Source organism: Myxococcota bacterium, from assembly GCA_035498015.1.
Classification (GTDB): domain Bacteria; phylum Myxococcota_A; class UBA9160; order SZUA-336; family SZUA-336; genus VGRW01.
On the sequence record DATKAO010000137.1, the window covers coordinates 1 to 25,081 of the forward strand.

At 72.1% G+C, this 25,081-nt stretch carries 21 protein-coding genes and 1 tRNA gene; 13 read left to right on the forward strand and 9 right to left on the reverse strand.

Annotated elements, in window-relative coordinates; all coding sequences use genetic code 11:
- Nucleotides 1-40: 40 nt before the first annotated feature.
- The 10 genes from VMR86_12400 (at nucleotide 41) to VMR86_12445 (ending at nucleotide 11,744) form a co-directional block, all read left to right on the forward strand.
- Nucleotides 41-580 carry a shikimate kinase gene (locus VMR86_12400; protein HTO07844.1) on the forward strand — a complete coding sequence of 180 codons (540 nt, stop codon included), beginning with the start codon at nucleotides 41-43 and terminating at the stop codon, nucleotides 578-580.
- A complete protein-coding gene (gene aroB / locus VMR86_12405; GenBank protein HTO07845.1) occupies nucleotides 577-1,653 on the forward strand; it encodes a 3-dehydroquinate synthase in 1,077 nt (358 codons plus the stop codon). Before VMR86_12400 ends, aroB begins: the two co-directional genes overlap by 4 nt.
- Complete coding sequence (locus VMR86_12410) at nucleotides 1,650-2,144, forward strand: hypothetical protein (GenBank protein HTO07846.1); 495 nt, start codon at nucleotides 1,650-1,652, stop codon at nucleotides 2,142-2,144. The genes aroB and VMR86_12410 overlap by 4 nt, the downstream gene beginning before the upstream one ends.
- Nucleotides 2,141-2,509: a hypothetical protein gene (locus tag VMR86_12415; GenBank protein HTO07847.1), complete on the forward strand. Its 369-nt coding sequence runs from the start codon at nucleotides 2,141-2,143 to the stop codon at nucleotides 2,507-2,509. Before VMR86_12410 ends, VMR86_12415 begins: the two co-directional genes overlap by 4 nt.
- Before the next feature lie 163 nt (nucleotides 2,510-2,672).
- The gene (aroQ, locus tag VMR86_12420; protein HTO07848.1) at nucleotides 2,673-3,104 is read left to right on the forward strand and encodes a type II 3-dehydroquinate dehydratase; all 432 of its coding nucleotides are present in this window, start codon (nucleotides 2,673-2,675) and stop codon (nucleotides 3,102-3,104) included.
- Between the two features lie 4 nt (nucleotides 3,105-3,108).
- On the forward strand, nucleotides 3,109-3,894 hold the full coding sequence (locus tag VMR86_12425) for a lipoate--protein ligase family protein (protein HTO07849.1): 786 nt from the start codon (nucleotides 3,109-3,111) through the stop codon (nucleotides 3,892-3,894).
- Between the two features lie 20 nt (nucleotides 3,895-3,914).
- Nucleotides 3,915-6,863 carry a tetratricopeptide repeat protein gene (locus VMR86_12430; protein HTO07850.1) on the forward strand — a complete coding sequence of 983 codons (2,949 nt, stop codon included), beginning with the start codon at nucleotides 3,915-3,917 and terminating at the stop codon, nucleotides 6,861-6,863.
- 30 nt (nucleotides 6,864-6,893) lie between these two features.
- Nucleotides 6,894-8,666, forward strand: coding sequence for an AAA family ATPase (locus VMR86_12435; GenBank protein ID HTO07851.1), 1,773 nt, complete (start codon nucleotides 6,894-6,896; stop codon nucleotides 8,664-8,666).
- Nucleotides 8,667-8,693: 27 nt separating this feature from the next.
- A tRNA-Gly gene (locus VMR86_12440) sits at nucleotides 8,694-8,769 on the forward strand.
- A gap of 389 nt (nucleotides 8,770-9,158) precedes the next feature.
- Nucleotides 9,159-11,744 (forward strand): PQQ-dependent sugar dehydrogenase, encoded by a 2,586-nt coding sequence (locus tag VMR86_12445; GenBank protein HTO07852.1) that lies wholly within the window; start codon nucleotides 9,159-9,161, stop codon nucleotides 11,742-11,744.
- Between the two features lie 9 nt (nucleotides 11,745-11,753).
- Here the strand turns inward: VMR86_12445 and VMR86_12450 are convergent, their stop codons facing one another.
- Together VMR86_12450 and VMR86_12455 are read right to left on the reverse strand one after the other, a co-directional pair.
- A complete protein-coding gene (locus tag VMR86_12450; GenBank protein ID HTO07853.1) occupies nucleotides 11,754-12,431 on the reverse strand; it encodes a hypothetical protein in 678 nt (225 codons plus the stop codon).
- 34 nt (nucleotides 12,432-12,465) lie between these two features.
- Entirely contained in the window at nucleotides 12,466-13,206 is a 741-nt protein-coding gene (locus VMR86_12455; GenBank protein HTO07854.1) for an enoyl-CoA hydratase/isomerase family protein, read from the reverse strand.
- A 128-nt stretch (nucleotides 13,207-13,334) separates the two neighbouring features.
- Between VMR86_12455 and VMR86_12460 the strand changes: the two genes are divergently transcribed.
- Nucleotides 13,335-14,705: a hypothetical protein gene (locus tag VMR86_12460; GenBank protein HTO07855.1), complete on the forward strand. Its 1,371-nt coding sequence runs from the start codon at nucleotides 13,335-13,337 to the stop codon at nucleotides 14,703-14,705.
- Between the two features lies 1 nt (nucleotide 14,706).
- Here VMR86_12460 and VMR86_12465 read toward each other — a convergent pair whose 3' ends face one another.
- Entirely contained in the window at nucleotides 14,707-17,826 is a 3,120-nt protein-coding gene (locus VMR86_12465; GenBank protein ID HTO07856.1) for a translocation/assembly module TamB, read from the reverse strand.
- A 1-nt stretch (nucleotide 17,827) separates the two neighbouring features.
- Nucleotides 17,828-19,687: a BamA/TamA family outer membrane protein gene (locus VMR86_12470; GenBank protein HTO07857.1), complete on the reverse strand. Its 1,860-nt coding sequence runs from the start codon at nucleotides 19,685-19,687 to the stop codon at nucleotides 17,828-17,830.
- Nucleotides 19,688-19,760: 73 nt separating this feature from the next.
- On the opposite strand from VMR86_12470, the gene VMR86_12475 reads away from it, so the two are divergent.
- Nucleotides 19,761-20,651 (forward strand): hypothetical protein, encoded by an 891-nt coding sequence (locus VMR86_12475; protein HTO07858.1) that lies wholly within the window; start codon nucleotides 19,761-19,763, stop codon nucleotides 20,649-20,651.
- A 3-nt stretch (nucleotides 20,652-20,654) separates the two neighbouring features.
- On the opposite strand, the gene VMR86_12480 is transcribed toward VMR86_12475, so the two are convergent.
- The 3 genes from VMR86_12480 to VMR86_12490 are packed head-to-tail and all read right to left on the reverse strand — an operon-like array spanning nucleotide 20,655 to nucleotide 22,872.
- Complete coding sequence (locus VMR86_12480) at nucleotides 20,655-21,563, reverse strand: prenyltransferase (protein HTO07859.1); 909 nt, start codon at nucleotides 21,561-21,563, stop codon at nucleotides 20,655-20,657.
- Nucleotides 21,564-21,565: 2 nt separating this feature from the next.
- Nucleotides 21,566-22,312, reverse strand: a complete 747-nt coding sequence (locus VMR86_12485; protein HTO07860.1) for a DUF6081 family protein — start codon at nucleotides 22,310-22,312, stop codon at nucleotides 21,566-21,568.
- Between the two features lie 17 nt (nucleotides 22,313-22,329).
- A complete protein-coding gene (locus VMR86_12490) occupies nucleotides 22,330-22,872 on the reverse strand; it encodes a hypothetical protein (GenBank protein HTO07861.1) in 543 nt (180 codons plus the stop codon).
- A gap of 75 nt (nucleotides 22,873-22,947) precedes the next feature.
- On the opposite strand from VMR86_12490, the gene VMR86_12495 reads away from it, so the two are divergent.
- Nucleotides 22,948-23,586, forward strand: a complete 639-nt coding sequence (locus VMR86_12495) for an HAD family phosphatase (protein ID HTO07862.1) — start codon at nucleotides 22,948-22,950, stop codon at nucleotides 23,584-23,586.
- Here VMR86_12495 and VMR86_12500 read toward each other — a convergent pair.
- Nucleotides 23,583-24,605, reverse strand: a complete 1,023-nt coding sequence (locus VMR86_12500) for a hypothetical protein (protein ID HTO07863.1) — start codon at nucleotides 24,603-24,605, stop codon at nucleotides 23,583-23,585. The two genes, VMR86_12495 and VMR86_12500, sit on opposite strands and share 4 nt — an antisense overlap.
- The coding region (locus tag VMR86_12505; GenBank protein HTO07864.1) for a hypothetical protein at nucleotides 24,602-25,081 on the reverse strand (480 nt) is incomplete at its 5' end. The genes VMR86_12500 and VMR86_12505, both read right to left, overlap by 4 nt.

Here is a 25,081-nt window from a genome sequence, read left to right on the forward strand (position 1 = left end):
GTCCAGCCGGACGTGGAGTGACGCGGTATGCTCCCCTCCGATGGGGAGCGGTGAGCGCGACCGATGCGTGCTCTTGTGCGGGCTCATGGGCTCGGGCAAGAGCCGCGTCGGTCGCGCGCTCGCGTCTCGGCTCGGCTGGGATTTCCTAGACACCGACGAGAGAGTCGAAGAGGCGGCCGGCATGAAGGTCTCCGAGATCTTCGCGCGCGAGGGTGAGGCGGCGTTCCGGCGCCTGGAGAGCACGGCGCTGGCGGGCCTGCCGGCGCAACGCTGCGTGGTGGCGCTGGGCGGCGGCACCGTGGTCTCGGCCGAGAACCGGCGCGTGCTGCGCGCCAAGGGCCGGCTGGTGTGGCTCGATGCCGCGCCCGAGACACTCGTCGAGCGCATCGGCGACAGCCAGAAGCGCCCGCTCCTGGCGGGCCTCGACCGGCCGGCGCGCATCGCTCGGCTGGCGCAGCTGCGGGCCGAGCGGCTGGCGGCTTATTCGGAAGCCGAGCTGCACGTGCGCACCGACGGCATGTCGGTCGCGGAGTCCGCGGCCGCGGTGCACGCCGCGCTCGAAGAGGCGGGCGGGCCATGAGCACGGTGCAGGTCCTGCTCGGCGAGCGCAGCTATCCGATCCGCATCCGGCCCGGGTCACTGGCCGACCTGGGCGAGGCGCTGGCCACGGAGTTCGAGGCGAGTCACGCGGTGGTGGTGTCACCCAAGCGCGTGGCCGTGCGCCACTTCGCCACCCTGGCTGCCGGGCTCGAGAAGAGCCGCATCGCCGTCGAGCGCCTGCTCGTGCCCGACGGCGAACGCGCCAAGACGCTGCGCGTGGCGTCGGGCGTGTACGACCGGCTGGTGGAGCTCGGAGTGACTCGCCAGACGCTGCTCGTGGGCTTGGGCGGCGGGGCGACCTGCGACCTGGCCGGCTTCGTGGCTTCGACCTACCTGCGCGGGCTGCCGCTGGTGCAGGTGCCGACGACGCTGCTCGCGCAGGTCGACGCCAGCGTGGGCGGGAAGACGGCGCTCAACCACCCCTACGGCAAGAACCTGATCGGCACCTTCTACCAGCCGCGGCTGGTGTGGGTCGACCCGGACGTGCTCGCGACGCTCTCGCCGCGCGAGCGGCGCGCGGGCCTGGCCGAGGTGGTGAAGGTCGCGGCGATCTGGGACGCCGAGTTCTTCGCCTGGCTCGAGGGCCACGTGACCGAGCTGCTCGCGCTCGAGCGCGACGCGCTCGCGCACGCCATCTCGCGTGCCTGCGGCATCAAGGCCGAGGTGGTCGGGCTCGACGAGCGCGACGCGGGCCTGCGCGCGCTGCTCAACTTCGGACACACGCTGGGGCACGCGGTCGAGGTCGTGAACGCCTACCGCCACGTGCGCCACGGCGAGGCGGTGGCGCTGGGCATGGTGTTCGCGGCGCGTCTCTCCGAGCGCCGGGGGCTCGCGCCCGCGGGCACGGCGGCGCGGCTCGAGGCACTCTTGGGAAGAGTGGGCCTCGGGACGGAAATCCCCGACCTTTCCGCGCAGCGGGCGGCTTACTTGCGCGCGCTCGCGGTCGATAAGAAGGGCGCAGACGGCAGCATCGGCTTCGTCGTGCTGCGCGAGATCGCGCGGGCGGAGCTCGTGCGACTGACTCCGGAAGAGATCCTGGCGGGAGCGACGTGAGCGGCAAGGACCCGGCGAAGATGAGGCTCGAGCTGGCGCGCATGCAGTGGGCGCTGGGCGAGCGCGCCGACGCCGTGAGCACGCTCGAGAAGGGCACGGCCACGGCCGACCCCGAGTCACTCTTGGGCGACGTCGACGGCTATCTCGAGGAGCTCGAGGCGGGCGACGCGCCCGACCTGGCGGCGCGGCTCGCGGGCCTGCGCGCCAAGGCGGTCGAGGCGCTCGAGGCGCACGAGGCGGCGGCGCTGCCCGCGCCGCACGTGACTCCCACCGTGGCCCAGCTGCTCGCCGACCAGGGTCACCCGGACCGCGCGCTGGCCGTGGCCGAAGACGTGCTGCGCCGCAACCCGGCCGACCTGCGCGCGCTCGCGGTGCGCGAGGCGATCACCAAGCCGGGCAAGCCGCGCCGCGAACACGCGCGCACCATCTCGGAGCTCGAGCGCTGGCTCGGGAATCTGGCTCGCCGCAAGCAGGGAGGCGCCTTGGCATGACTTTCCGCGAGATACTCAGCACCCTGGTCGACCGCACGCCCGGCGCACTGGCCGCCGCGGTCATGGCCGGCGACGGCGTGGCGATCGACGAGTACGCGCGCGACGGCGCAGAGGTCGATCTGGGAGCGATCGCGGTCGAGTTCGGCCGGATCTTCATGCAGTCCCAGAAGGTCGCGTCCGCGCTCTACGGCGCGCGCGAGGGCGAGCTCGACGAGCTCCTGCTCGTGATGGGCGGGCACCAGATCCTGTTCCGCCGGCTCGACGAGGACAGCTTCCTGTTACTCGCGCTCGAGCCGCACGGCCTGGTGGGCAAGGCCCGCTGGCTGGCCCGCAACCTGCTCCAAGACATCCGCGACGCCCTGTGACTGATTGACTACGTTCGCCTTCGGCTCACTGCGCGCGCCTGACCTGTGGTCGCATGGGCACCCTAGCCATGCTCCGGCGCTTGCGGGCCTCGCTCAGGGCGGCCTTCGCTCGGCCTGACCGCGCGGCCTCACCGATTTCGCGGGATGTTCTAACTTGTCGGCCATGAAGATCCTGGTCCTGCACGGGCCCAACCTGAACCTCCTGGGTGAGCGTGAGCCCGAGGTCTATGGCCGCACCACGCTGGCCGAGATCGACGCGAAGCTTCGCGAGCTCGCGTCGGCGCGCGGCGCGGCCGTCGACTCGTTCCAGTCGAATCACGAGGGCGCGCTGATCGACCGCATCCAGTCGGCGCGCCGCACGCACCAGGCGATCATCATCAACCCGGGCGGACTCACCCACTCGAGTGTCTCGCTGCGCGACGCGCTGGCGGCCACCGGGCTGCCCGTGGTCGAGGTGCACCTCTCCAACATCTACGCGCGCGAGCCGTTCCGGCAGCACTCGTTCGTGTCGGCGATCGCCGTGGGCCAGATCTCGGGCCTGGGCGCCAAAGGCTACGAGCTCGCGCTCGACGCGCTCCTCGAGCGCCTGAAGTAGCTCGGTGGTCCGGGCCTGGCGGCTGTTCCTGGACGGGGCCGGCGACGCGGCCTGGAACATGGCGGTCGACGAGGCGCTGCTGCTGCACGCCGCCGACTCCGGGCCAGCGCTGCGCCTCTACAGCTGGCGCGAGCCCTCGGTCTCGCTCGGCCTGCGCCAGGCGGAGCCGGAGTGGCTCGGGCGCTGCGGCGCGCTCGGTGTCGAGCTCGTGCGCCGGGTGACCGGCGGCGGCGCAGTGCTGCACGCGGGCGACCTGACTTACGCCGTGGTGGCTCCCGCGACGGGCAGTGACCTGCCGGCCGACCTGCGCGGCAGCTACGAGTGGATCCGGGCGCGGCTCGTGGCCGGGCTGGCCCGGGCGGGCGTCGCCGCGCGGGCCGCCTGCGCCCGTCCGGGGGCCGATCGCCTGGAGCTGTGCTTCGCGGGCGCTACCGGCTACGAGATCGAGCTCGACGGCGAGAAGCTGGTCGGCAGCGCCCAGCGACGCCTGCGCCACGCCTTCCTGCAGCACGGCTCGATCCGCATCTCGGACGACCGGGCGCTCTATCGAGCCCTGACCGGAGCCGCCCCGGCCGGCCCCAAGCCGCCGGCCATCCCGCCGGAGGCCCTGCGGGAGGCCCTGGTCGCGGCCTTCCAGGCCGAGCTGCCGGGCGGGCTCGCGCTGGCGGAGCTGTCCCCGTCCGAGCACGCCTGTGCACAGGAGCGCAGCCGGGTCCGGCGCCAGTCGCGCCTACTTGCGCCAGCTCTCGCGTTCAGAAGAGGGTCCGCTCCCGCCGATACGCAGACGTAGCGAGGACCCCCCGTAGTTTCGTGGTCTTCGCAGCGAGCGAGGACCCACCCCTGGCCTTCACGCCCAAGAAGCGCAAGACGCTCGAGTCCGCGCAGAAATACGCGCAGAAGGGCTCGTACGACAAGGCGCTCGCCGAGTACGACAAGCTGCTCAAGGCGGACCCTCGCGATTCGAACATCCGCCTGAAGATCGGCGACTTACTGCTCAAGAAGGGCGACAAGGCCAAGGCGCTCCAGACCTACACGGAAGTCGCGGAGATGTTCTCGCGCGGCGGCTTCGACGCGAAGGCCGTCGCGATCTACAAGCAGATCCTGCGCACCGAGGAGGACTCACTCGAGGCGCGCACCCACCTGGGCGAGTGCTTCCAGCGCATGGGGCTGACCTCGGACGCGCTGCGCGAGTTCCAGGAAGCCTTCAAGATCTGCCAGAAGAAGGAGCTGAAGCGCGAGGCGTTCGACCTGCTGCGCCGCGTGGCTTCGCTCGACCCCAGCAACGTCGCCAACCGCCTGAACCTCGCCGACCTGTTCGCGCGCGAGAAGATGGAGGACGACGCGCTCCGCGAGTACACGTCGCTGCTCCAGGAGGTCCGCAAGCAGGACAGCAGCGACCTGATGATCCGCGTGGCGGAGCAGATGCGCCGCGCCTTCCCCGACAGCCGGGAGGCGCTCGACGCGCTGGCCGCGGGCCGGATCAAGAACGGCGAGCACGCCGAGGCGGCGAAGCTGCTCAAGGCCGCGCTCGCCAAGCATCCCGAGGACATCCAGCTGCGCGAGTCACTCGTGGCGGCGCTCGAGGCCTCGGGCGACGACGCGGGCGCGCGCAAGCTGTGGCGCGAGATCGCCGAGCTGTACAAGACGCGCGGCGACGTGGAGAAGTCGCGCGAGATCATGCAGCGCCACGGCGGCCTGGCGTCGTTCGGCGGCTCGAGCGAGGAGACCACCACGCCGAGCATCCTGCTCACCGATCCGACGGCCGCCGCCAAGGGCGCGCCGATCTTCGACGCGGACGACGACGACGACATCGAGCTCGACGACGAGGCGCACGAGCCGTCCAAGGCGCCGATCAGCAAGCGGCCGGCGATCGTCGAGAAGGACGCCACGAACGTCCAGCACCGGCGCACGCCGTCGATCGCCAAGCCGTCGGTCGTTGCGGCGCCGCCGGTCGCGCAAAAGCCCACGACCTCGGCCGCGGAGATGCTCGCCGAGGCGCGTGTCTCGCTCGAGTTCGGCGATCCGGCCGAGGCCACGCGGCTCGCGCGGCTCGTGCTCGAGGCCGACCCCGACTCGAAGGACGCCCGCAAGATCCTGGCCGACGTGGAGCGCGCGGCAGGAAAGGGCGGCGGCGAGATCGAGATCGACCTGCCCGCGGACGACGCGCCCGAGATCGAGCGCAGCTCGCTGGTCGAGGAGGCGCCCAAGACCGCGGCGGCCAAGGCGCGCGGCAAGCCAGAGCTCGCGTCGCTCGGCGCGAACGAGGACTTCGACTCACTCCCCGACATCGAGATCGTGCTCGAGGACGAGGAGGACAAGGACGGGAAGTTCGCCTCGGTGGAGCCGCCGACCCAGGTGCGCGAGGTCCCGCCCGACCTTGCGCCGCCCAAGCCCGCCGCGAAGCCCGCACCGCCGCCGCCCGTGGCCGAGGAGGAGGACTTCGAGATCGAGGTCGAGGTCGAAGGCGAGTCACCGGAGCCGGAGCCGCCGGTCGCGCCGGAGGTCGAGCCGCCGGAGAACCTCGAGGACTCCGCCGCGGACCTCGACCTGGACCTCGATGTCGGCCACGATGACGACTCACTCGAGTTCTCCGAGCCGCTGGCTTCGGAGCGCGAGGAGGCGGGCAGCTTCGCGCAGAGCTCCGCGCGCATCGAGGAGAGCCTGTCCGAGGCGGACTTCTACCTCGAGCAGGGCCTGATGGACGACGCCGAGCGCCTGTACCAGAAGGTGCTGCAGGCGGTGCCGGCGCACCCCAAGGCGCAGCTGCGGCTGGGCGAGATCGAGGCGCGGCGCGCGAAGGCCGGCGGCAAGGCAGCCCCGAAGCCGGCCGCGAAGCCCGCGGCCCCGAAGGCGAAGAAGGCCCAGCCGGCCGTGCTCGGGCGCGACCCGCTGGGCGACACCATGGTGCGCGACGCCGACGGTGACGAGGCGATCTCGATCCCCGACCTGCCCGAGGAGCTGGTCGCGCCGGCCAAGAAGGAGAAGCCCGCGGCGGCGCGCCCGACGCCGGTGATCGCGAAGCCCGCGGCCAAAGTGACTCCGCCCAAGGCCAAGCCGGCGGCGAAGGTCGAGCGCACGGTGATCGCGGAAGACACGATCCCGCCGCTCGAGCCCGACGAGCCGCCCGAGGACCTCTCGTCGCTGGTCGACGAGGCCAACGCCGAGCCCGAGTTCAACCCCGCCGACCTCACCGCGGAGATGGACGAGCCCGAGGCGGAGGAGATCGAGGCCGCGCCCGAGGAGGACGAGGACGAGTTCGACCTCGCGCGCGAGCTCGACGACGACGACGACACCTCCGCCGGCACGATCGGGACGCTCGTCGGCATGGGGTCACTCGGCAAGGGCTTCGCCGACGTGTTCTCCGCCTTCAAGAAGGGCATCCAGGAGCACGTCGAGGACGGCGACGCCAACACGCACTACGACCTGGCGATCGCCTACAAGGAGATGGGGCTCAACGAGGACGCGGTGCGCGAGCTCGAGACCGTGCTGAAGACCGGCGCGCGCTCGATCGAAGCGCTGTCTCTCATGGCCACGTGCAAGCTCTCACTCGGGCTCGCCGAAGAGGCAGCCGCGCACCTCGAGGACGCGCTGGAGCGCGCGGGTGACTCCGACGACTCGGCGGTGGCGCTGCGCTACGACCTGGCGGAGGCGCTGCTGGCGGCGGGCCGCGAAGCCGAGGCGCTCGAGGCGTTCCAGAAGGTCGCCGCGACGGACCCGGAGTTCCGCGACGTGGCAGAGCGCATTTCGAGGTTCAGTTAGTCGCGCGGCGGGCCGCGCGAAGGGGCAACGATGGAGCATCTCGAGTTCTTCGAACTACCGTCGGATCCGTTCCAGAACGACGCCGACGCGCGTTTCTACTACGAGAGCGCGCCGCAGAAGCGCGCGCGCCTGCGCCTGCTGCGCGGCATCCACCAGCGCAAGGGCCTCGCGGTGCTCGAAGGCGGCCCCGGCCTGGGCAAGACCACGCTCGCTCACGTGGTGCTGCGCGCGCTCGAGGAGAAGGACTACGCGGCACACTATCTGTCGATCCCGCACGAGTCGTGCGCGTCGGGCTGGCTCCTGCCCAACGTGGCGCGCGCGTTCGGCGTGCCGGTGCTCGCCGGCCAGGTGAGTCAGCTGGTCGACCAGATCCACGCCCAGCTCGTCGCCATCACCACCGCCCGGCGCATGCCGGTGCTCTTGATCGACGAGGCGCAGCTGTTCCGCAACCGCGAGGCGATGGAGGAGTTTCGCGGGCTCCTGAACCTGAGTCACGAGGGCAGGAAGCTGATCTCGCTGGTGCTGTTCGGCCTGCCGGAGCTGGGTGAGCTGCTCAAGCTCGATCCGCCGCTCGCGCAGCGCGTCGAGGTGCGGGTCGAGATGAGCGCGATGGACTGGCTCGAGTCACAGGCCTACGTGTCGCACCGGCTGCGGCTCGCCGGCGCGGCCAAGCCGGTGTTCAGCCCCGACGCGCTCGAGGCGCTGTTCCGCTGGTCGGGCGGCGTGCCGCGCGTGCTGAACACGCTGGCCGACAACGCGATCTTCGAGGGCTTCCTCACCGAGACCCGCCCGGTCGACAGCCACCTGGTGCAGACCGCGGCCCAGGCGCTCGGCCTCTTGCGGGTGCCGTCGGACTCGCTGCCGAACATCCCGCCGCCGGCGCCCGCCGCGCCCGACCTCCTGTCCGTGACCGAGGTGGCCATGCCGACGGACGCGCGGAAGGCCGAGCCCGAGCTGCCCAAGCCGGCGCGCCAGACCATGCCCGTGGCGAAGCCGAGCCCCGCGCCCGCGCCGGCCGTCTCGCCCGCGGCCCGCGGCCCCAAGATCGAGCTGCCGGCCGACGATGAGCCCGAGCTCGCCGCCGCGGCCGACCGCGAGGACGACGGGGCCCCCGACTGGCTCGAGCCGCTCTCTCCGATGCCCCAGGACACCCCGCCCGATCCGACAGCGAAGAGTGTCGAGCTCGAGGAGGAGCCCGCGCTCGACCTGTCGGCCGAGGAGGCCGAGCCCGAGCTCATGGACCTGGAGGAGGTCGTCGCGGAAGACACCACGCCGCCGACCCCCGCGCGCCCCACGCGAGTCACTTCCACCCCCGCGCTGAGCTCGCCGCTCGACGCCGAGGTCGAGGCCGAGCTCGACCTCACCAGTGACGACGACGAGCCTCAGCTCGGCGTCGACTCCGACGACGACGGCGACGTGAGCCTCCGGTCACTCATGCGCGAGGATTCGAGCGACGGCGAGGAGGAGGCGGTCCTGGCCGAGCTCGGCCCCGCCAGCGCCGAGCCCGAGGACCTCGCCCCCGTGCGCCGCACCACGCCGCAGGCCAAGCCCTCGCCGCTGCGCCCGACTCCGGCCAAGGCGGTCGCAGCCCGGCCCGCGCCGGCGAAGCCGACCCCGGCCAAGCCCGCGCCCGCCAAAGTCACTCCGCCCAGGTCGCGCAATGCCGAGGACGAGTTCGACCTCAGCGGTCTGGTGGACGAGGACGAGCCCTCCCGCCCGCAGCCCGCGCTCGCCGCCCCGGCCAAGGACGACGACGACGACCTCGACGCGCTCTTCGACGAGATCCAGATCGGCGACAAGTAGCTCCCGTCCGGCTATCCTTCAGGCCACGCGGGAATAGCTCAGTTGGTAGAGCATCAGCTTCCCAAGCTGAGGGTCGCGAGTTCGAGCCTCGTTTCCCGCTCCACGATCCGCCGGTGCCATCTACACATGATTGTGTCGAGGCCTGCTGGGTTCGCCGTCTTCGGCCACGGGCGGCTCGGGCGCGCGCCGAGCGCCGCGAGCATTTCGCCGACCAGGACGCGGTGGTGCCACTCTTCTTCTTCGATCTCGCGGATGCGGCGGCGCTCCGCGGGGTCGCGCGACGACCTCCAGTGACCGCGATAGGCAAGTCCGGCCGCAAGCTCGCCGGAGTACGCGGCGCGCAGGATCGCCACGAGCGCTTGCACAATCCACAAGATGGGCGCTGTGCGGCGTCGCGACAAGTCAGCACGAATCCTCACGCTTTCATGAGCGAGGAGCCTTCTCCGCAAGCGCGCCTGCATGGTACAACCGCCGGGTTCCTTCGGAGGCTGCTTGAGGTTCGGTTCTGCGCTGGCGCTCGCGTTCGGGGTCTTGTGTGCGGCGGGGCTGGCGCGCGCGCAGACCTGCAACCTCCCCGCGCGCGTGCCTTTCGCCGGCCACAACTTCCCGCTCGACACGCCGCCGGTCAGCCAGCCGATGACTCCGGTGATCGCGTTCCCCAACCTGCCGCTCCTCAACCGGCCCGTGTACATCACCTACGCGCCGGACGGCTCGAACCGGCTGTTCGTGGTGGAGCAACCGGGCACGATCGAGGTGCTCCAGAACGACCCGAACGTGTCGAGCTTCCAGACCTTCCTGAACATCACCGACCGGGTGTACACGAACGACCAGGAGATGGGGCTGCTCGGGCTCGCATTCGACCCGCAGTTCGCGACGAATCACTACTTCTACGTGAATTACACGACTGTCGGCGCCGCGTGTCTCGACGGCGTGCGCTGCTCGAAGGTCTCGCGCTTCACCGTGCCCGCGGCCACGCCGAACGACGCCGACGAAACCAGCGAGCTCGAGATCATCGAGTACGCGCAGCCCTACGAGAATCACAAGGCCGGCATGATGGCGTTCGGGCGCGACGGCGATCTGTGGATCTCGACCGGCGACGGCGGCTCCGGCGGCGATCCGCAGGGCAACGCACAGAACGTGAGCTCACTGCTGGGAAAGATGCTGCGCATCGATCCACGCACGGACGCGTTCCCCGCGGATCCGCGCAAGTTCTACTCGATCCCGCCGGGCAATCCGTATTCGGCAGGCGGCGGCGGCGCTCCCGAGTGGTGGGCGCGCGGGCTGCGCAACCCGTGGCGCTGGTCGTTCGACCGGCTGACCGGAGACCTCGTGATCGGCGACGTCGGTCAGGACGCCTACGAGGAGGTCGACTATCTCACCGCGGCGCAGGTCGCGAGCCCGCCGGCCGGCGGATACAACTTCGGCTGGAACCAGTGCGAGGGCTTCCACGACTACGGGAACAACTCGTGCAGCTCGATCGTCTCGACCCCGCCGATCATCGAGTACGGCCACACCCAGGACGGTGGCTACAGCATCACGGGCGGCTTCGTGTACCGGGGCAACAGCCTGCCCGGCCTCTACGGCGCCTATCTCTACGCCGACTTCGTGAGTGAGCGCATCTGGAGCTGGAACGGGATCCTGCCCGCCGCGACCACGCAGGTCTCGAGCCTCAACTCACCCTCGTCGTGGGGCGAGGACCGCGACGGCGAGCTGTACATCACGCAGCTGTACCAGGGCCGCATCTGGAAGCTGACCTTCAACAGCACGCCGCCCGCGCCTTTTCCGAGCCTCTTGTCGCAGACGGGTCTGTTCGCGAACACCGCCTCACTCACTCCCGCGCCCGGGCTGGTCGAGTACGACGTGAACACGCCGCTCTGGTCGGATCGGGCGCTGAAGCGCCGCTGGGTGGCGCTGCCCGCCGGACAGAAGGTGCACTTCAAGGCCGACGGCTCGTTCGACTTCCCGGTCGGCACCGCGCTCGTGAAGCACTTCGAGCTGCCCGTCAGCCCGACCGCCACCCGCCGGCTGGAGACCCGGGTGTTTCTGCGCCAGGTCGACCGTTGGACCGGCTTCACCTACCGCTGGAGCGCCGACGGCAGCGACGCCACGCTGCTCTCCGACGGAGGGAACCAGATCTTCCCGGTCGATCCCAACGGCACGGGCACGACCACGGCCCAGCGCTGGCACTACCCGAGCCCCAGCGAGTGTCTCGTGTGTCACAGCGCGCCGGAGGGCCGGGTGCTCGGCCCGCGCGCCGTGCAGCTCAACCGGAGCTTCAGCTACTCCGGCATTTCCGACAACCAGATCCACGCCTGGAGCTGCCTGGGCATGTTCGACGTGCCGCCGCAGACCGCCTCGGCCTACGGCGCCTACGCGGCTCTGGGAGACACGACGCGCAGCGTGAACGCGCGGGCGCGCTCGTATCTCGCCTCGAACTGCGCGATCTGCCACCAGCCGGCCGGGCCCGCGCCGAGCTCCATGGACTTGCGCTCGCAGCTCACGCTCGCAGAGCTGAATGCCATCGGCGTGGCGCCGAGCGAGGGCGACCTGGGGCTGCCCAGCCCCCAGCGCATCAAGGTGGGCGTGCCCGAGCAGAGCGTGGTCTGGTATCGACAGCAGTCGGACGACCCCAACGTGCGCATGCCGAAGCTCAGCGCGATCCCCGACCCGAACGCGCTACCGCTGTTCGACGCCTGGATCCGCACCGGGCTCACCACGCTCGACTCCGACGACGACGGCGTGGTCGACTCCGCCGACAATTGCCCGCGCACGCCCAACCCGAGCCAGGACGACGGCGGAAGCTTCGGCAGCTCCTCGCCCGACGGCATCGGCGCCGCGTGTCAGTGCGGGGATACGAGCGGCGACGGCCGGGTCGACGCCGCCGACGGGCCGCTGATCCGCGCCGCGCTGGCCAAGCTCGGCGCGGCGCTCTCGGGCCCGGCGAACGCGCGCTGTGACTCGCCGAGCGACACCGGCGAGTGCACGATCGTTTCGTGGGCGCGCATCCAGAAGCGCCTGTCGGGCGCCGCAGGGGCGCACGACCAGAGCTGCCGCGCGGCGACGATCCGCCAGCCCTGAGTCAGTCGGTCAGGGGCGCCGGCGGCCACGGAGCGCGAGCAGGCTGCCCGCGAGCGTCAGCAGGGCGGCGGCCGCCGGCTCCGGGATCTGCCGCCCCGTCTCGTCGCCGTTGATCGTCAGCGTGGCCACGATGCTGGCCGAGCCCACGGTGAAGGTGAGTCCCGTGAGCGTGCCGTGGATCGAGCCCAGCGTGAGCACCGGCAACGACACCGAGCCCGTGCCGTCGAACGGCACCGGCGTGCCGGAGGGCAGGTGCACCGCGCCGCACGGCGTGCCGGTGCAGGTGATCGTGCCGAAGGCGTGGAAGTCGCCGGGCGCGTTGCCGAACGAGAGCTGAGTGCCGCTGAGCTCGCCGTCGACCGGGTCGAGCAGGTGCGCGCTCACGGGGCCGGTCAGGGTGAAAGGCTGGTTCAGGAAGCTCGAGCTCACGTCGAGGCCGGCGTCCATGTTCAGCACGTCGAGCGTGGCCGGGCCGTCCTGGATGTTGCCCTGCGAGTCACTCGTGTAGGTCACGCGGATCAGGCCGTCGATCGTGCCGGGAGGGATCGAGACCTGCACTGGGCTGGTGATGGCGAGCGACGAGTCGGTCTGGTCGCTGAAGGCGTAGTCGACGATCACCAGCGCCGAAGCGCGGCCGGCCAGCGCGAGCAGCGCCGCCGCCGAAAGGAGCCGCACGAGTGTCTTCATGCGACTCACTGTATCACGCTGACTGGGCGGACGACTAGCGATTTTGAAACTTCGCGAGTCGCTCTCTCATGTCGGGCCCGGCACCCGGGCTGGTCTTTCGCTCGTGGGCGAGCGCTTCGTCCAGACCGAGCGACTGGCCGTCACGAATCAGTCGCTTTTCGGTCATGAGAGTGAACCATGAGTTGCCTGCAATCTGGCGCGCGAGCCCGAGCGCCCGTGACTCGAGCTCCGCATCGGGAACGCAGGCGTTCGCGAGCCCGAGCGCGACCGCCTCGGCGCCCGTCACCACGCGGCCGCTGAACATCAGCTCTTTCGCCCGCAGCGCCCCGATGCGGCGCGGCAGGCGCTGGCTCATGCCCCAGGTCGGGGTCATGCCGAACTTGCCGTGCGTGTCGGCGAAGCGGGCGGACTCCGCCGCGATCAGAAGGTCGGCGGCCAGCGCCAGCTCGAGCGCGCCGGTGTAGCAATGCCCCTGCACGGCGGCGATCACGGGCTGGGGCAGGCGCTCGATCAGGTCCAGGGTCTCGGCCTGGAAGTGGGGCGACGGGGCGCGCTCGCCGGCCTGGATCGCGCGCAGGTCGTTCCCCGCCGAGAACGAGCGGCCCGCGCCGCGCAGCACCACGCAGCCGACCCGGTCGACCTCGGTCGCGATCCGCTCGACGTGCGCCCGCAGCTCGGAAAACAGCTGGGGCGAGAGGGCGTTCAGCACCTCCGGACGCTGGAGACACAGGACGCTCACCCCCTCGGAATCGCTGCGCTCGACCAGGCTCGCCATGCGCGCAGTGTCGCACGGCGCGGCCGGGGTGTTCGTCCCAGCGTACAGAAGCGCGGCCCGCGGACGCGCCTCCGCGGCCGCCCCGCCTGGCACGCGGCTTGGAATCCCGGCCCTGGAGGAGCCGGCCCTTGCCCATTCACCCGCTGTATCCGGCGAGCTTCGCGCGCGATCCCGAGGATCGCGATGGACGCGGGATCGCGCTCGCGCCGAGCTCGGTGGCGGCCTTCGTCGGGCGCGCGGCGCGCGGCCCCATCGATACCCCCGTTTCACTCTTCGGCGCGGCCGACGCGCTGCGCGAGTTCGGCCCGGCGTCGAGTGAGTCTCCGCTGGGCCAGGCGCTGCGGGCCTTCTTCGCGCACGGCGGCACGCATGCGGTCGCGCTGCGCGTGGCGAGCGGTGCCCGGCCAGCGCAGCTCGGGCGCGGCACGCTGCGGCTCGAGGCCGCGAGCGCCGGCAGCTGGGGCAACCAGCTGCGCGTGCGGGTGCGGCGCCCGGAGCGCGACGGCTTCGAGCTCGAGCTGCGCGACGCGGGCACGGGCGCGTTCGAGCGCCACGGCCGGCTCGGCTTTGCCGACGACGCGCGGCGCGCAGACCGCGTGCTGCGCGCCGAGTCACGGCTGGTGCGCTGGGCGGCGCCGGCGCCCGATCCCAGCGAGTCACTGCCCGAGGCGACGGACTGGCTCGGCGTCGAGCGGGTGCGCCGCGGCAGCAGCGGCGGCGCACCGGGTCCCGGCGATCTCGTCGGCTCCGGCCGCCAGGCGGAGCGGCGCGGGCTGTTCGCGCTCGAGCGCGGCGAGGCGTTCCAGCTGCTGGTCGTGCCGCCGGACGCCCGGGGCCGCGCGCCCGACCCCGCGCTGTGGCAGGCGGCCGCGCGCTACTGCGCGTGCCGTCGCGCGCTGCTCCTGGTCGACCCGCCGAGTGACTGCCCGGATCCACGTGCGGCGCGCGCCTGGCTCGACGGGCTCGGCCTGCCCGCGGGCAGCGCCGTGCTGTGCTGGCCCGGAAGGCACGGCCTGCCGGGCGCGGCGCTGCGCGACTTCGTGCCCGCGGCCGAGGCCGCGGCGGCGTACGCGCGCAGCGACGCAGAGCGCGGCCCGTGGAAGCCCCCCGCGGGCCTGGCGGCGACACGGAATGGTGTCGGGCGTCCGAACGGGCCGCTCGACGATCGCGGCGGCGTCGCGGCCCGTCGGACGCTCCTGCTCGTCGAGGAGAGCCTGCGGCGCGGGCTCGCGTGGGTGCGCTCCGAGGCCAACGAGGAACCCCTGTGGGCCGAGGTCGTGAGCCGCGCGCAGGCCTTCCTCGGCGGCCTCCACCGACGCGGCGCCTTCCCCGGGCGCCGCGCGGCGGAGGCATGGTTCGCGCGCTGCGGCGCCGACACGACCGCAGCGCGCGAGCTCGAGCGCGGCATCGTGCAGCTCTCGGTCGGCTTCGCGCTGGCCCGTCCGGGCGAATTCGTCCAGCTGTCGCTGCGGCTCCGCACCAAGCAGGCTCGCCGCTGACTCAGTAGTCGTAGGTCCAGACCAGGTCGGCCGACGAGTCACCGCGCGTGGAGATCGAAGTCTCCACGCTCCAGCGCTTGCGGAAGCGCCAGTCCACCCGCACGTTGCTCTCCGAATCGGGCCCCACGCCGCGGCCGTAGCGCACGAAGATGTCCTCGGTCACGTAGCCGCCGATGCCCACCGTGGTGTTCGCCGAGCCGGTCGACGACTCCGAGTCGTCCACCTCGAGCGTGTCGATCGGAATGTCGAGCCCGAGGCGGGTGGAGAGTGAGTCGAGCGCAGCGGCGCCCGCCGTGCCGGCGATCGCCGACTGCAGCTGCCCGGCCTGCTGCTGGCCCAGCTCGTCGCGCGTCTTGCCGAACAGGAGCAGCGCCAGCACGTCGTCCTGCGGGTAGGGCGGGTCACTGGTGAGCTGCACGGACGGCGACGACGCGCGCCCGCGCACCAGCGCGTAGACCTTCACGTTGCGCACGCGGTGCATCGCGCGCACGTCGAGATCGGGGTCGAGGTCGGGCCGGCCCACGAACGCCACGTGCGCCCGCTCCACGATGAACGTCTTGCCGCGCAGCCGGTAGCTGCCGTGCTGGCTGTCGATCGCGCCCTTCACCAAGAGCGGCCCGCCCGGACTCTTCGAGGCGACCAGGGCGCCCGCGATCTCGAGGCTCGCCCCCTGGCCCTGCACGCGGCCGTCCTTCGGCACCACCACGCGCACGTTCGTGGCGGCCCGCGTCCAGAGCTCCGAGACCGAAGCCGGAGTCTCGCGCGCTGGCTTGGCGGGCAGGCTCGAATCCTTCACGGTGACCTCGCCGAGCAGCGGGTCGGTGCCGCCCGCGAGCGAGTAGCGGAACGAGCGCAGCTCGATCTCGCCGTCGGCCACGAGTGACTGGACCGGGCCCCGCAGGTCGAGCGACCCGAAGGCGTGCGCCTGGACCGTGGTCTGCCAGCGGATCGGGAAGTCGTCGATCACGAGCTTCAAGTCGGCCGCTGCGGGCTGCAGCCCTTCGAGCTTCACGGCGCCGGTGAGCTCCGCGGTGCCCTTCGGGCCTTCGCGCAGCACGAAGCGGTCGACCCGCAGCGTGTCGCCGTCGAGCAGCAGGCGCGCGTCGAGCGGCCCGAAGTTCTGCGCCAGCGCCGGCACGTCGCAGCTCCCGTTCGAGACCACGAGCTCGCCCGAGACACTGGGTCGTGGTGAGCCGCCGCGCACCGCCAGCCGCACGTCGACCTTGCCGTCGATGCGCTGCAGGGCGTCCGGCGCGAACTCGCGCACGAGCGCGAGCTCGAGCTGCGTTCCCTGGAGCTCGAGCGAGGTGTCCGGACTCTCGAGCGCGCGCGCGGGATCGGCGCGCGGCGACCAGGGCAGGGCGAGGCGCGCGCGCAAGCGGTCCTGGCCCGCCGCGACGATGCGCCCGTCGCCGCGCAGCACGCCGTTCGAGGTCGACAGATCCGCGCTGACCGCGCCGACCTCGACCGCGCCGAGCCGCGGTGAGTCCCAGCTCAGGTGACCGGAGATGGCCGGCCGCGGCAGGGCGCCATCGGCGCGCAGCGTCCCGTTGAGCTCGCCGCCCAGCGCCACGTCGGAGCTCGTGAGCAGGGCGACCCGGGCGAGTGACAGGTGTCCGAGCCGGGCCTGCAGCGCAGTCACTCGCGCGAGAGACACGCGGCCCGTGAGCGAGACGGTCTCGTGCGGCGAGAAGCGCAGGTCCGCGCGCTCGATCTGCACGGCGTCGCCGGCGCGGCGCAGCAACACGGGGCCATCGGCGCTGATCGCCAGCTTGGGCGCCACGAGCGAGAGCGGCTCGATGCGGTAGCGGTCGAGGCCGGTGCTGCGCGCGCGCAGGTCCAAGCTGCCGAGCTCGAGCTCCCCCGTGCGCAGGTCGCGTGCCTGGAGCTCGAGCGTGCCGCTGGGCGCGCGCCACTCCCCGGCGAGTCGCAGCTTGGCGCGTGCCTGCCCGCGCGCCTGGGTGCCGACCACCGTGGCCAGCGCCGCCAGATCGGCCACGTCGAGGTCGGCATCGAGCTTCGCGATGCGCTCGAGGTCGCCCGAGCCCGTGGCGCTGAGCACGCCGGCGCTGGTGTGTGCGAGCGCGCGCTCGATGGTCCAGCGGCCGCGCTCGTAGCTGCCCCGCAGCTCGCCGTCGGCGACGCTGAGCCGCCCGATGCGCGACTTCGCCAGCACGAGTGACACGCGGGCCTGGCTGTCGGCGAGGTCGGTACCGGCGGTGTGCGTGGCCTGGATGCTCGCGCTGCCGCCCACGGTGCCGGCCAGCTCGGGCCGCGCCAGCAGCACCGCGAGGTCGAGCGCCCGAGCGTCGGCGCGCAGGTTCGCGCTGGCGGCGGCGTCGGGGTCGAGCCAGCCGGCCAGGTCGGTGTCACCCTCGATCCGCACCTGGCCGAAGCTGCTCTCGAAGTGTGAGTCGCGCAGCGTGAGCTTCGAGCCGTCGAGCCGCGCATCCAGCCGGGCTCCGAGCAGCGCCCGGCCTCCGATCAGCCCCGGCTGCACGTCGGCCGTGGCCGCCGCGGCGCCGGGCCAGCTCGGATCGCCGACGCGCGGCAACACCCACCCGTGTAGCTCGCCGTCGAGCGTCGCGGCCAGGTGACTCGGCGCGCCCGCCTGAAGCCAGACCGCGTCGAGCGTCGCGCCGTCGAGCCGCACCTCGCCGACCTCGAGCGAGAACGGCCGCTCCTCGTCGGGTGTCGCCACGTCGTCCGGTCCCGGCTGCCACGGCCAGGCGCCGCGCGCGTTCTGCGCGAGCGAGAGCACGGCGCCGGTGAGCCGCGCGTGCGGCACGATCACGCGCCGCTCGCCCCAGAGCGAACGCAGGTCGAGCGCGAGCTCCGCCTGGGCGATGCGCACCACCACGGCTCCACCGCGCTCGAGCTGCACGTCGTGCAGCGTGAGCTCCGGGTAGAGCGGCCCCGAGATCGCGCCGATCCGCACGCGCCCCCGCAGGCCCGCCTCGGCGAGCGCCGAGGTCAGCTGCTCCTCGGCCAGGCTGCGCAGCCGCTCGCGCTGCCAGCCGTGCGACAGCGCCCACCAGCTGCCGGCGACCGCGGCGCCCAGCGCGAGCGCGAGCGCGCACGTCGCGAGCAAGAGGAACCGGAAGATGCGCCAGAGCTTCATGTCAAAACGGTTGGCCGATCGCGAACCAGAGCCGGACGTGGTCGACCCCGGCCGGGGGGTCCAGGGGGCCGGCGATGTCGACTCTAACCGGTCCGAGGGGGGTCGAGTATCGAAAGCCGATCCCGACCGCGGTGCGGAGCTTCTCGGGCCGCCAATTCCAGGGGTCGCGAGAGAGTTGCCCGGCGTCGACGAAAGTGGCGCCGTGCAGCTCGCCCCAGATCGGGAAGCGCAGCTCCGCGGAGCCGGTGAGCAGGCTCTGGCCGCCGATCGCCTTGCCGGGGGCGTCGTCTGGCCCGAGGTGCTGGAAGTCGTAGCCGCGCACGGTGGCCGCGCCGCCTGCGTACAAGAGCTTGGTCACGGGCAGCTCGGAGTTCGCGGTGTCGCCGTAGCCGGCGATCGTTGCGAGCGTCACTCGCCCGGCGAGCACGGTCGGCCCGATCGGCAGGAAGGCGCGCCCGTCGAGCGTCCAGCGCACGTAGTTCTTCTCCGAGCCCAGCACGTTGCTGGCGGTCTCGATGTCGGTCTCGAGCCAGGTGCCCTTCGTGGGGTCTACCAGGCTGTCGGCGGTGATGCGGCGGATGCCGATGTCGATGTCGCCCAGCCGGAATTGTTCGAGCTGGGACTGGATGCCGCTCGCGACCTTGCGCACGTCGGTCCATTCCACGTTGTAGCCGACGTGACCGCTCCAGCCGAGCCGCAGCGGCCGCTCGACCGCGACGCCGGTCACCAGCGCCACGTCGTCGTACGCGGGCATGGTGTCGTCGCGGATGCGCGCGTCGAACCACATGGTGGTGCGCGGATCGGGCATGTGCGGCTCGCGCAGCGTGGCCTGGAACTCGTTGGTGATCGACGAGTAGCGCGCGCGGATGTCGAGGCTGTCGGCGCGGCCCAACACGTTCCGGTGTAGCCAGCCGACCTGCGCGCGCAGCCGGTCCTCGGTGCCGTAGCCCAGCCCGATGCGCACGTTGCGCAGCGGCCGCTCCTCGACCTTCACGTCGACGTCGCGAGTCAGCTTGCCCGGGGGCGGGCCCTCGGGCGGCGTGTTCGGGTCCGCGGGCTCGAGCTCGATCACGGTGCTCTGGAACACGCCCAGATCGGAGATCTGGCGCTGACTCTTCTGCACGTCGGCTTCCGAGTACACGTCGCCGGGCTTGAAGGCGAGTTCGCGCCGGATCACCTCGTCGCTCACCGTCTTCTGGCCCGAGATGTGGATCTGGCCCACCACGACGCGCGGGCCGGGGTGCACGACCCAGTCGACGCTCGCGGTGTTGGTCGCGAGGTCCACCACCCCGCCGCCGCTGAGCTGCGCGTCGGCGAAGCCCGCGTTGCCCAGGCCCTGGAGCAGCGCGCGCTTGGCGCCGCCGTAGCCGCCGACCGTGAACAGGTCGCCCTTCTTGAGCGGCAGCTTGTCGACCAGGCGAGACTTCCAGCGCTCCGCGCCGCCCGGCAGCTGCGAGAGATCGACCGACAGCGTGTCCAGGTGCACGGCCGGGCCCTCGTCGACGTCGATCGCGATCTCGACCTGGTGGTGACTCTCGTCCCAGATCAGGGAGTAACTCGCCTGCGTGCGATAGTGCGCGAACTCGCGGTAGGTGGCCGCGATGCGCTGCATGTCGCCTTCCAGGGTCGCCTCGTCGAAGCCCGGCCGGTCGACCCAAGGCTTCCACCACGGCCGCGCCTGCGTGAACAGGCGCGCCTCGAGGTCGGACTCGGCCAGCGCCGAGACGCCGTGCCAGGAGATCGAGCCGACCACCTCGGCGGGCGGCGGCGGAGGCGGCGGCTCTTCGTCGGCCCGGGCGCCAGCGCTGCAGCACAAGAGCAGCGCGAGCGCCGCGAGCGAGCGTGGGTAGCGTGGCCGCATGACTCCTCGCTCGACTCCTCGCCGCGGAGCCCCGTTATAGCAGTCGCCTTCGGGGGCCGAAAAATCGGGTCGGATGACGCGCTCCAGCTCGGCGTCGGTGGCACGGGTGACCGCAACGGTCACGGCGGCGGTCTGCGCCGCGGGGCTCGCGCTCGGCTGCAGCCTTTTGTTCGGGCCGACGATCGAGCTCCCGAAGGACCTGGCCGAAGCCGCGGCCAAGCCCGAGATCGGCTCGCGGGCGCTGCTGCGCGCGTACCAGACCGAGCTCGAGATCGCCTCGTGGCAGCCGGCGGTCCAATCGCTGGTCGACGCGCTGGGCGAGGGCATCGATCCCACGCACGCGCAGCCGCTGCGCCAGGCCGTGCGGCGCACGTATGGCTCGCAGCGCCTGTTCGATCGCGTCGCGACCAGCATCGCCGAGGACTGGGACCCGGACGCGGCGCTGGCGCAGCTCCAGTTCTTCCGCTCGGGCATCGGCCAGAAGGTGCTGCACGCGCGCGCCATACGGCGCCAGGAGAAGACCGCAGCGCGCTTCCAGGAGTTCAGCACGGGCTTCTCGGAGTCACAATTCCCGGCTGCGCGCGTGGCGCTCCTGCGCAGGCTCGACGCGGCCACGCTGACTTCGAAGGGCGCGGTGCTCGTGAATCGCGCGGTGGTCGACGGTGCGCTCGCCGCTCTGTCGGGCACGACTTCAGGCACCGACCAGGCCGGATTCCGCTCGCTGCGCGAGCGCGCCGCGCGCGAAGAGCCGCAGCTCTACCCGATGGCGGCCGACGAGATGCTGCGCTGGAACCTGTTCGCGCTGCAGTCACTCTCCGACGACGAGCTCGCCCAGTACGTGGCGTTCGCCGAGTCATCCGCCGGTCAGTGGTGGGTGGTGTCCCAGGCGCGCGCGCTGCGGCTGGCCGCGAACGGCGCCGGCGAGGAGCTGTTCCAGTCGCTCCGCCCGCGCAACGAGCTGTGAGTCTCAGGCGAACAGCAGACTGCCGGCGAGCAAGAGCCCGCCGGTGAAGTGCAGCCCGAACACGTTCGCGAACGCCTGAGTCATGCGCTTGGGGTCGGCGGGCGTGCGCAAGGCGATGCGCGCGGCGCGCACCCCGAAGGGCAGCGACAGGAACGCGAGCAGCGCCGCCGCGGGCAGGAGGCCCCCGGCGATGCCCGCTCCGAGCACGGCATAGGGCAGGGCGACGAGCAGCGGCACGAGCCGGCCCGCGCCGGCCGGGCCCAGCCGCACCACGGGCGTGAGCTTGCCGTGGCGCTTGTCGGCATCGTGCTGCGGGAAGTGGTGCATGTACAGGATGTCCATCGCGAGCAGGCCCACGAAGCACGACAGCACGAGCCCCGCGCGAGTCACCGAGCCGGTCTGCGCGTACTCGGTGCCCGCGCCCGCGAGCGGACCGAACAGGAGGAAGGTCACCGGCTCGCCGGCGCCGTGATAGGCGATGCGCAGCGGCGGCGCGGTGTAGAAGTAGCCGAGCACGGCTGCGCCGAGACAGATCACGAGCAGCGTGTTCCCGGGCGCGCGCGCGTTCAGCCACAGGCCGCACGCGACCGCGACCCCGCCGCAGGCCGCCGCGAACCGCGCTACGCCGCGCTTGGAGAGCGCGCCCGACTGGATCACCCGGCTGCCGAGCGGGAACGGGTTGCGCGTGAACTCGGGGTCGGCGTCGAGCCCGGAGGCGTCGTCGAAGTAGTCGTTCACCAGGTTCACGGCGCCCTGCGCGGCCAGCATGCCCAGCAGCGTGAGCGCGAAGCTCAGCCAGTCGAGAGTCACTCCGCGCGAAGCCACGAGCGCGGTCGCGGTCAGCACCGGCATCGCCCCCGCGGTGAGCGACGGCGCGCGCAGCGCGCGCACCAGCGTGCCGAGCGACGGCACCCCTAGCGCGCCTCGCTGATCACGCGAATCCCGCCCCAGGTCGCCACCGCGCCCTGGCCGTGACACGAGACACTGCCCTTCTTGGGCACGATGTCCTTCTCGGTCATCATGCCCAGAGCCAGGAGCGACGGCCCGAGGTCGGGCGCGCTGACCTCGCGCTTCAAGAGCTTCCCGTCCATGTGCCACTCGAGCGTGGCTTCGCCGCGGTCGTAGACGATCGCGTAGCGGTGCAGCTGGCCGGGCTCGGTGACTCCTTGGAACTCGTCGAACAGCGAGAAGAAGCGCGGCCCGGCCTCGGCGCGCGGCGCGCTGGCGCCCGGGAACGGCAGCCGCGCGTACACGGTCGCGATGGTGTGGTTGCCCGCGAACACGTCGATCGCGACGCCGGCCGCGAGGTCCATCAGGTGGAAGCTCACGAAGCCGTCGTACAGGTCGCCGTCGTGTCCGTTCACGATCTGCGCGGCCATGTCCCACTCCACGGTGAGTCGCCCGTTCTTCGGCGCCTCGAAGGTGCGCGTGGAGAAGTACATGTGCTTGGCGTTGTCGAGAAACTGCATCTCGTCGTTCGAGCGCGTGAACGGCACGGCCGCGACGCGCAGGCGATCGTTCTGCACGATCACCACCGCGTCGGGCTCACGGAAGGTCCAGAAGCCGCTCGCCACCGGAAAGCCGGCGGGCACCCAGTTGCGCTCCGCGGGCTGCGCCGAGATCACGCAGCCGAAGCCGCCGTACGAAGTCTCTTCCTTCATGGGGCCCGGAGTGTACTTCAGAAGTCGTCGTGGGATACGTCGTAGCCCGCGAAGCCCGCGAAGAAGTCGACCAGCTCCACCGGGTCGAAGCCCGCGTCGAAGCCGAGCATGTACAGGTGCACGCCGGCGCCGATCTCGCCCGCCCCGTAGTAGGGCGCTTGCGAGCCGCTGCCCACGCCCACCGGCCCGATGCCGATGCCGCGCTGGGCGTCGACACCCGCCGGCAGCGGCAGCGACGGGCGGCCGCGCGGACCCGGCATGCCCACCCACGTCGCGTCGTAGTCACCCGCGAAGAAGGGCGCGAAGCGGGTCACACGCGCGCCGATTGCCCAGCCCGGTCCCGCGCGCACGCGCAGGCGCACGATGTCGGTCAGGTCGAACAGGCGGTTGGGCAGATACAACAGCACCTTCTTGACCACGCTCACCGGCGTGGCGGGCGGACCCTTGGGCGGCGGCTCGTCGAGCGGGATCTTGCCCGCGTGCGCGGCGCGCGGGCCGAACGCGAGTGACAGCGCGAGCGCCGCGAGCGCGGCCCGCCGGCCGAAAAGGCCGAGACTCATTGGTCTCTCTACCCCCGTGCGCATGAGTACCGGCTGGCGAGCGGAGGCGCCAGCCGGCGGGCTAGGATCGCTCTCATGAAGTTCGAGGGCGTCTTGTTCGACCTGGGCGGCGTGGTGCTGGGCTCGCCCCTGCACGCGATCGCGCGCTACGAGCGCGCGCGCGGGCTGCCGGCGGGGTTCATCAACCGGGTCGTGATGTCGACCGGCCCTTCGGGAGCGTGGTCGCGGCTGGAGCGCGGCGAGCTGCGGGTGGAGGCCTTCGTGCCCGCGTTCGAGGCCGACTGTCTCGCCGCGGGCGAGCGGGTGGAGATCGCGCCCATGATGGAGGCGATCGGCGTCGAGTCACAGCCGCGCCCCGCCATGCTCGGCGCGATCCGCAGGCTGCGCGCGCGCGGTCTGCGCGTGGGCGCACTCACCAACAACTGGGCGAGCGACGCGCCCGACCAGAGCAAGGAGCGCCGCGACCTCGAGCTGCGCGCGCTGTTCGACGCCTTCGTGGAGTCGGCGGTGGTGGGGCTGCGCAAGCCCGATCCGCGCATCTACCAGCTCGCGTGCCGCGCGCTCGGCGTCACGCCCGACCGGGCGGTGTTCCTGGACGACATCGGCGCCAACCTGAAGGCGGCGCGCGCGCTCGGCATGCACACGATCAAGGTCGAGTCACCGGAGCAGGCGCTGCCGGAGCTCGCGGCCGCGGTCGGCTTCTCGCTCGGCTAGCGCTCTTCCAGCGCCAGGAACTCCGCGCGCACGCGCGCGGCTTCGGGGTGCGCGCCGATGCGGTCCAGCAGCACGGCCTTCTGCTGCGCGGCGGCCAGCGGAGGCTGCTCGATCGTGGCCCACTTCACGATGCCTTCCCACAGCGTGTCGACGATCTCGCGCCCGGAGCGCGTGCCGCCGCCCGCGGTCTTGAAGTGCAGCCGGCGCAGCTCGCCCAGATACAGGCGCAGCGAGTGCACGTGGATCTCCTCGTCGGCGCGGATCCGGTTCACGATCTCGGCCGCGTGGTCGGCCTCGGGCCGGCGGGCGGGGAAGAGCTCGGGGTCGCGCAGGAGTCTCTCGGTCGACGAGAAGCCGCGCTCCGCCCGGAACTCGATCATGAGCAGGTTCAGCAGGAAGTAGACGAGTCTCTCGTACTGGATCGGAATGTCGGGGAACACGGGCACGTTGGCGTCGGGGCGCGCGATGTTCTCGGGCACCACGGGCTGCGGGAAGTCGGTCTTGCCGAAGGCGAGGTCGCGCAGCGCGAACCACATGACGTCGTGGCCGCCGATGCCGCGCTCGGGCTCGCCGCCCTCGTCGAGGCCGTGCGCGCGCAGGAGGCCGCGGTTCAGGTGGCCGACCGCGAGCTCCGCGACGTCCTCGGTCACCGCGTTCTGCAACTCGGGGAACACCATGTCGGCGAGCACGCGGCCGCGCGCCTCGATCATGCCGATGATGGTGAGTGAGTTCCAGAAGGTCTGTCCCAGGCCTTCGCGGATCAGGAGCTTCTGCTGCGCATCGGACGGGTAGCGCACGCCGGAGAGCAGCGACGAGTCCGCAGGCAAGAGGTCGCCGCCGCGCGCGCGCAGGGCCTCGGTCCAGGCGTCGAGCGCCGGCTTGCGCACGAGGATGCGCGGCGGAAGGTAGCTCCCGGCCGCGTCGAATCCGCCGTGCAGCGTATGACCCGCCTCGACCTGCGGGCGCGCGTAGTCGTGCGAGCGGAGCAGCTCTTCGGGCTCGTAGCGCAGTCGCGTCATCGCGGTTCCTTTCGAGCTCCGGGCGCTGGCGGCTCGACCAGCGCGCGGGCGCAGAAGCGCACCAGGTTGGAGAGCAGAGCCTCACGAGAGACTTGCGTGTGGGACCCGTAGCGCAGCCCTTGCTGCAAGAGGCCGACGATCGCATACGCGATCACGAAGGGGTCGTAGTCGCGGCGCAGCTCGCGCGCGCGCATGCCGTCGCGCAAGCCCTTGGCCAGTGACTGCGCGAGCCGGTCGCGCAGGCTCGCGCCGGCCGAGGTGCTCGCCGCCAGGACGGCCTCGTCGGCGAACGCCGCCGCGAGCACGCCCGGATTCTCTTCCGAGAACGACAGGATCGCCTCGAGCGATGCGTGCAGCCGTGACTCGAAATCGCGCGCGTCCGCCGCCCGCTCGCGCACGCGCTCCATGAGCTCGTGAGCCGCGGCCTCGGTGAAGGCGAGAAAGGCTGCGCGCTTGTCGGGGAAGTGCACGTAGAA

Coding starts and splice junctions, on each gene's coding strand:
- VMR86_12400 (HTO07844.1), top strand. CDS start 41: ATGGGGAGCGGTGAGCGCGACCGATGCGTGCTCTTGTGCGGGCTCATG.
- aroB (HTO07845.1), top strand. CDS start 577: ATGAGCACGGTGCAGGTCCTGCTCGGCGAGCGCAGCTATCCGATCCGC.
- VMR86_12415 (HTO07847.1), top strand. CDS start 2,141: ATGACTTTCCGCGAGATACTCAGCACCCTGGTCGACCGCACGCCCGGC.
- aroQ (HTO07848.1), top strand. CDS start 2,673: ATGAAGATCCTGGTCCTGCACGGGCCCAACCTGAACCTCCTGGGTGAG.
- VMR86_12435 (HTO07851.1), top strand. CDS start 6,894: ATGGAGCATCTCGAGTTCTTCGAACTACCGTCGGATCCGTTCCAGAAC.
- VMR86_12450 (HTO07853.1), bottom strand. CDS start 12,431: ATGAAGACACTCGTGCGGCTCCTTTCGGCGGCGGCGCTGCTCGCGCTG.
- VMR86_12455 (HTO07854.1), bottom strand. CDS start 13,206: ATGGCGAGCCTGGTCGAGCGCAGCGATTCCGAGGGGGTGAGCGTCCTG.
- VMR86_12465 (HTO07856.1), bottom strand. CDS start 17,826: ATGAAGCTCTGGCGCATCTTCCGGTTCCTCTTGCTCGCGACGTGCGCG.
- VMR86_12470 (HTO07857.1), bottom strand. CDS start 19,687: ATGCGGCCACGCTACCCACGCTCGCTCGCGGCGCTCGCGCTGCTCTTG.
- VMR86_12475 (HTO07858.1), top strand. CDS start 19,761: ATGACGCGCTCCAGCTCGGCGTCGGTGGCACGGGTGACCGCAACGGTC.
- VMR86_12485 (HTO07860.1), bottom strand. CDS start 22,312: ATGAAGGAAGAGACTTCGTACGGCGGCTTCGGCTGCGTGATCTCGGCG.
- VMR86_12490 (HTO07861.1), bottom strand. CDS start 22,872: ATGAGTCTCGGCCTTTTCGGCCGGCGGGCCGCGCTCGCGGCGCTCGCG.
- VMR86_12495 (HTO07862.1), top strand. CDS start 22,948: ATGAAGTTCGAGGGCGTCTTGTTCGACCTGGGCGGCGTGGTGCTGGGC.
- VMR86_12500 (HTO07863.1), bottom strand. CDS start 24,605: ATGACGCGACTGCGCTACGAGCCCGAAGAGCTGCTCCGCTCGCACGAC.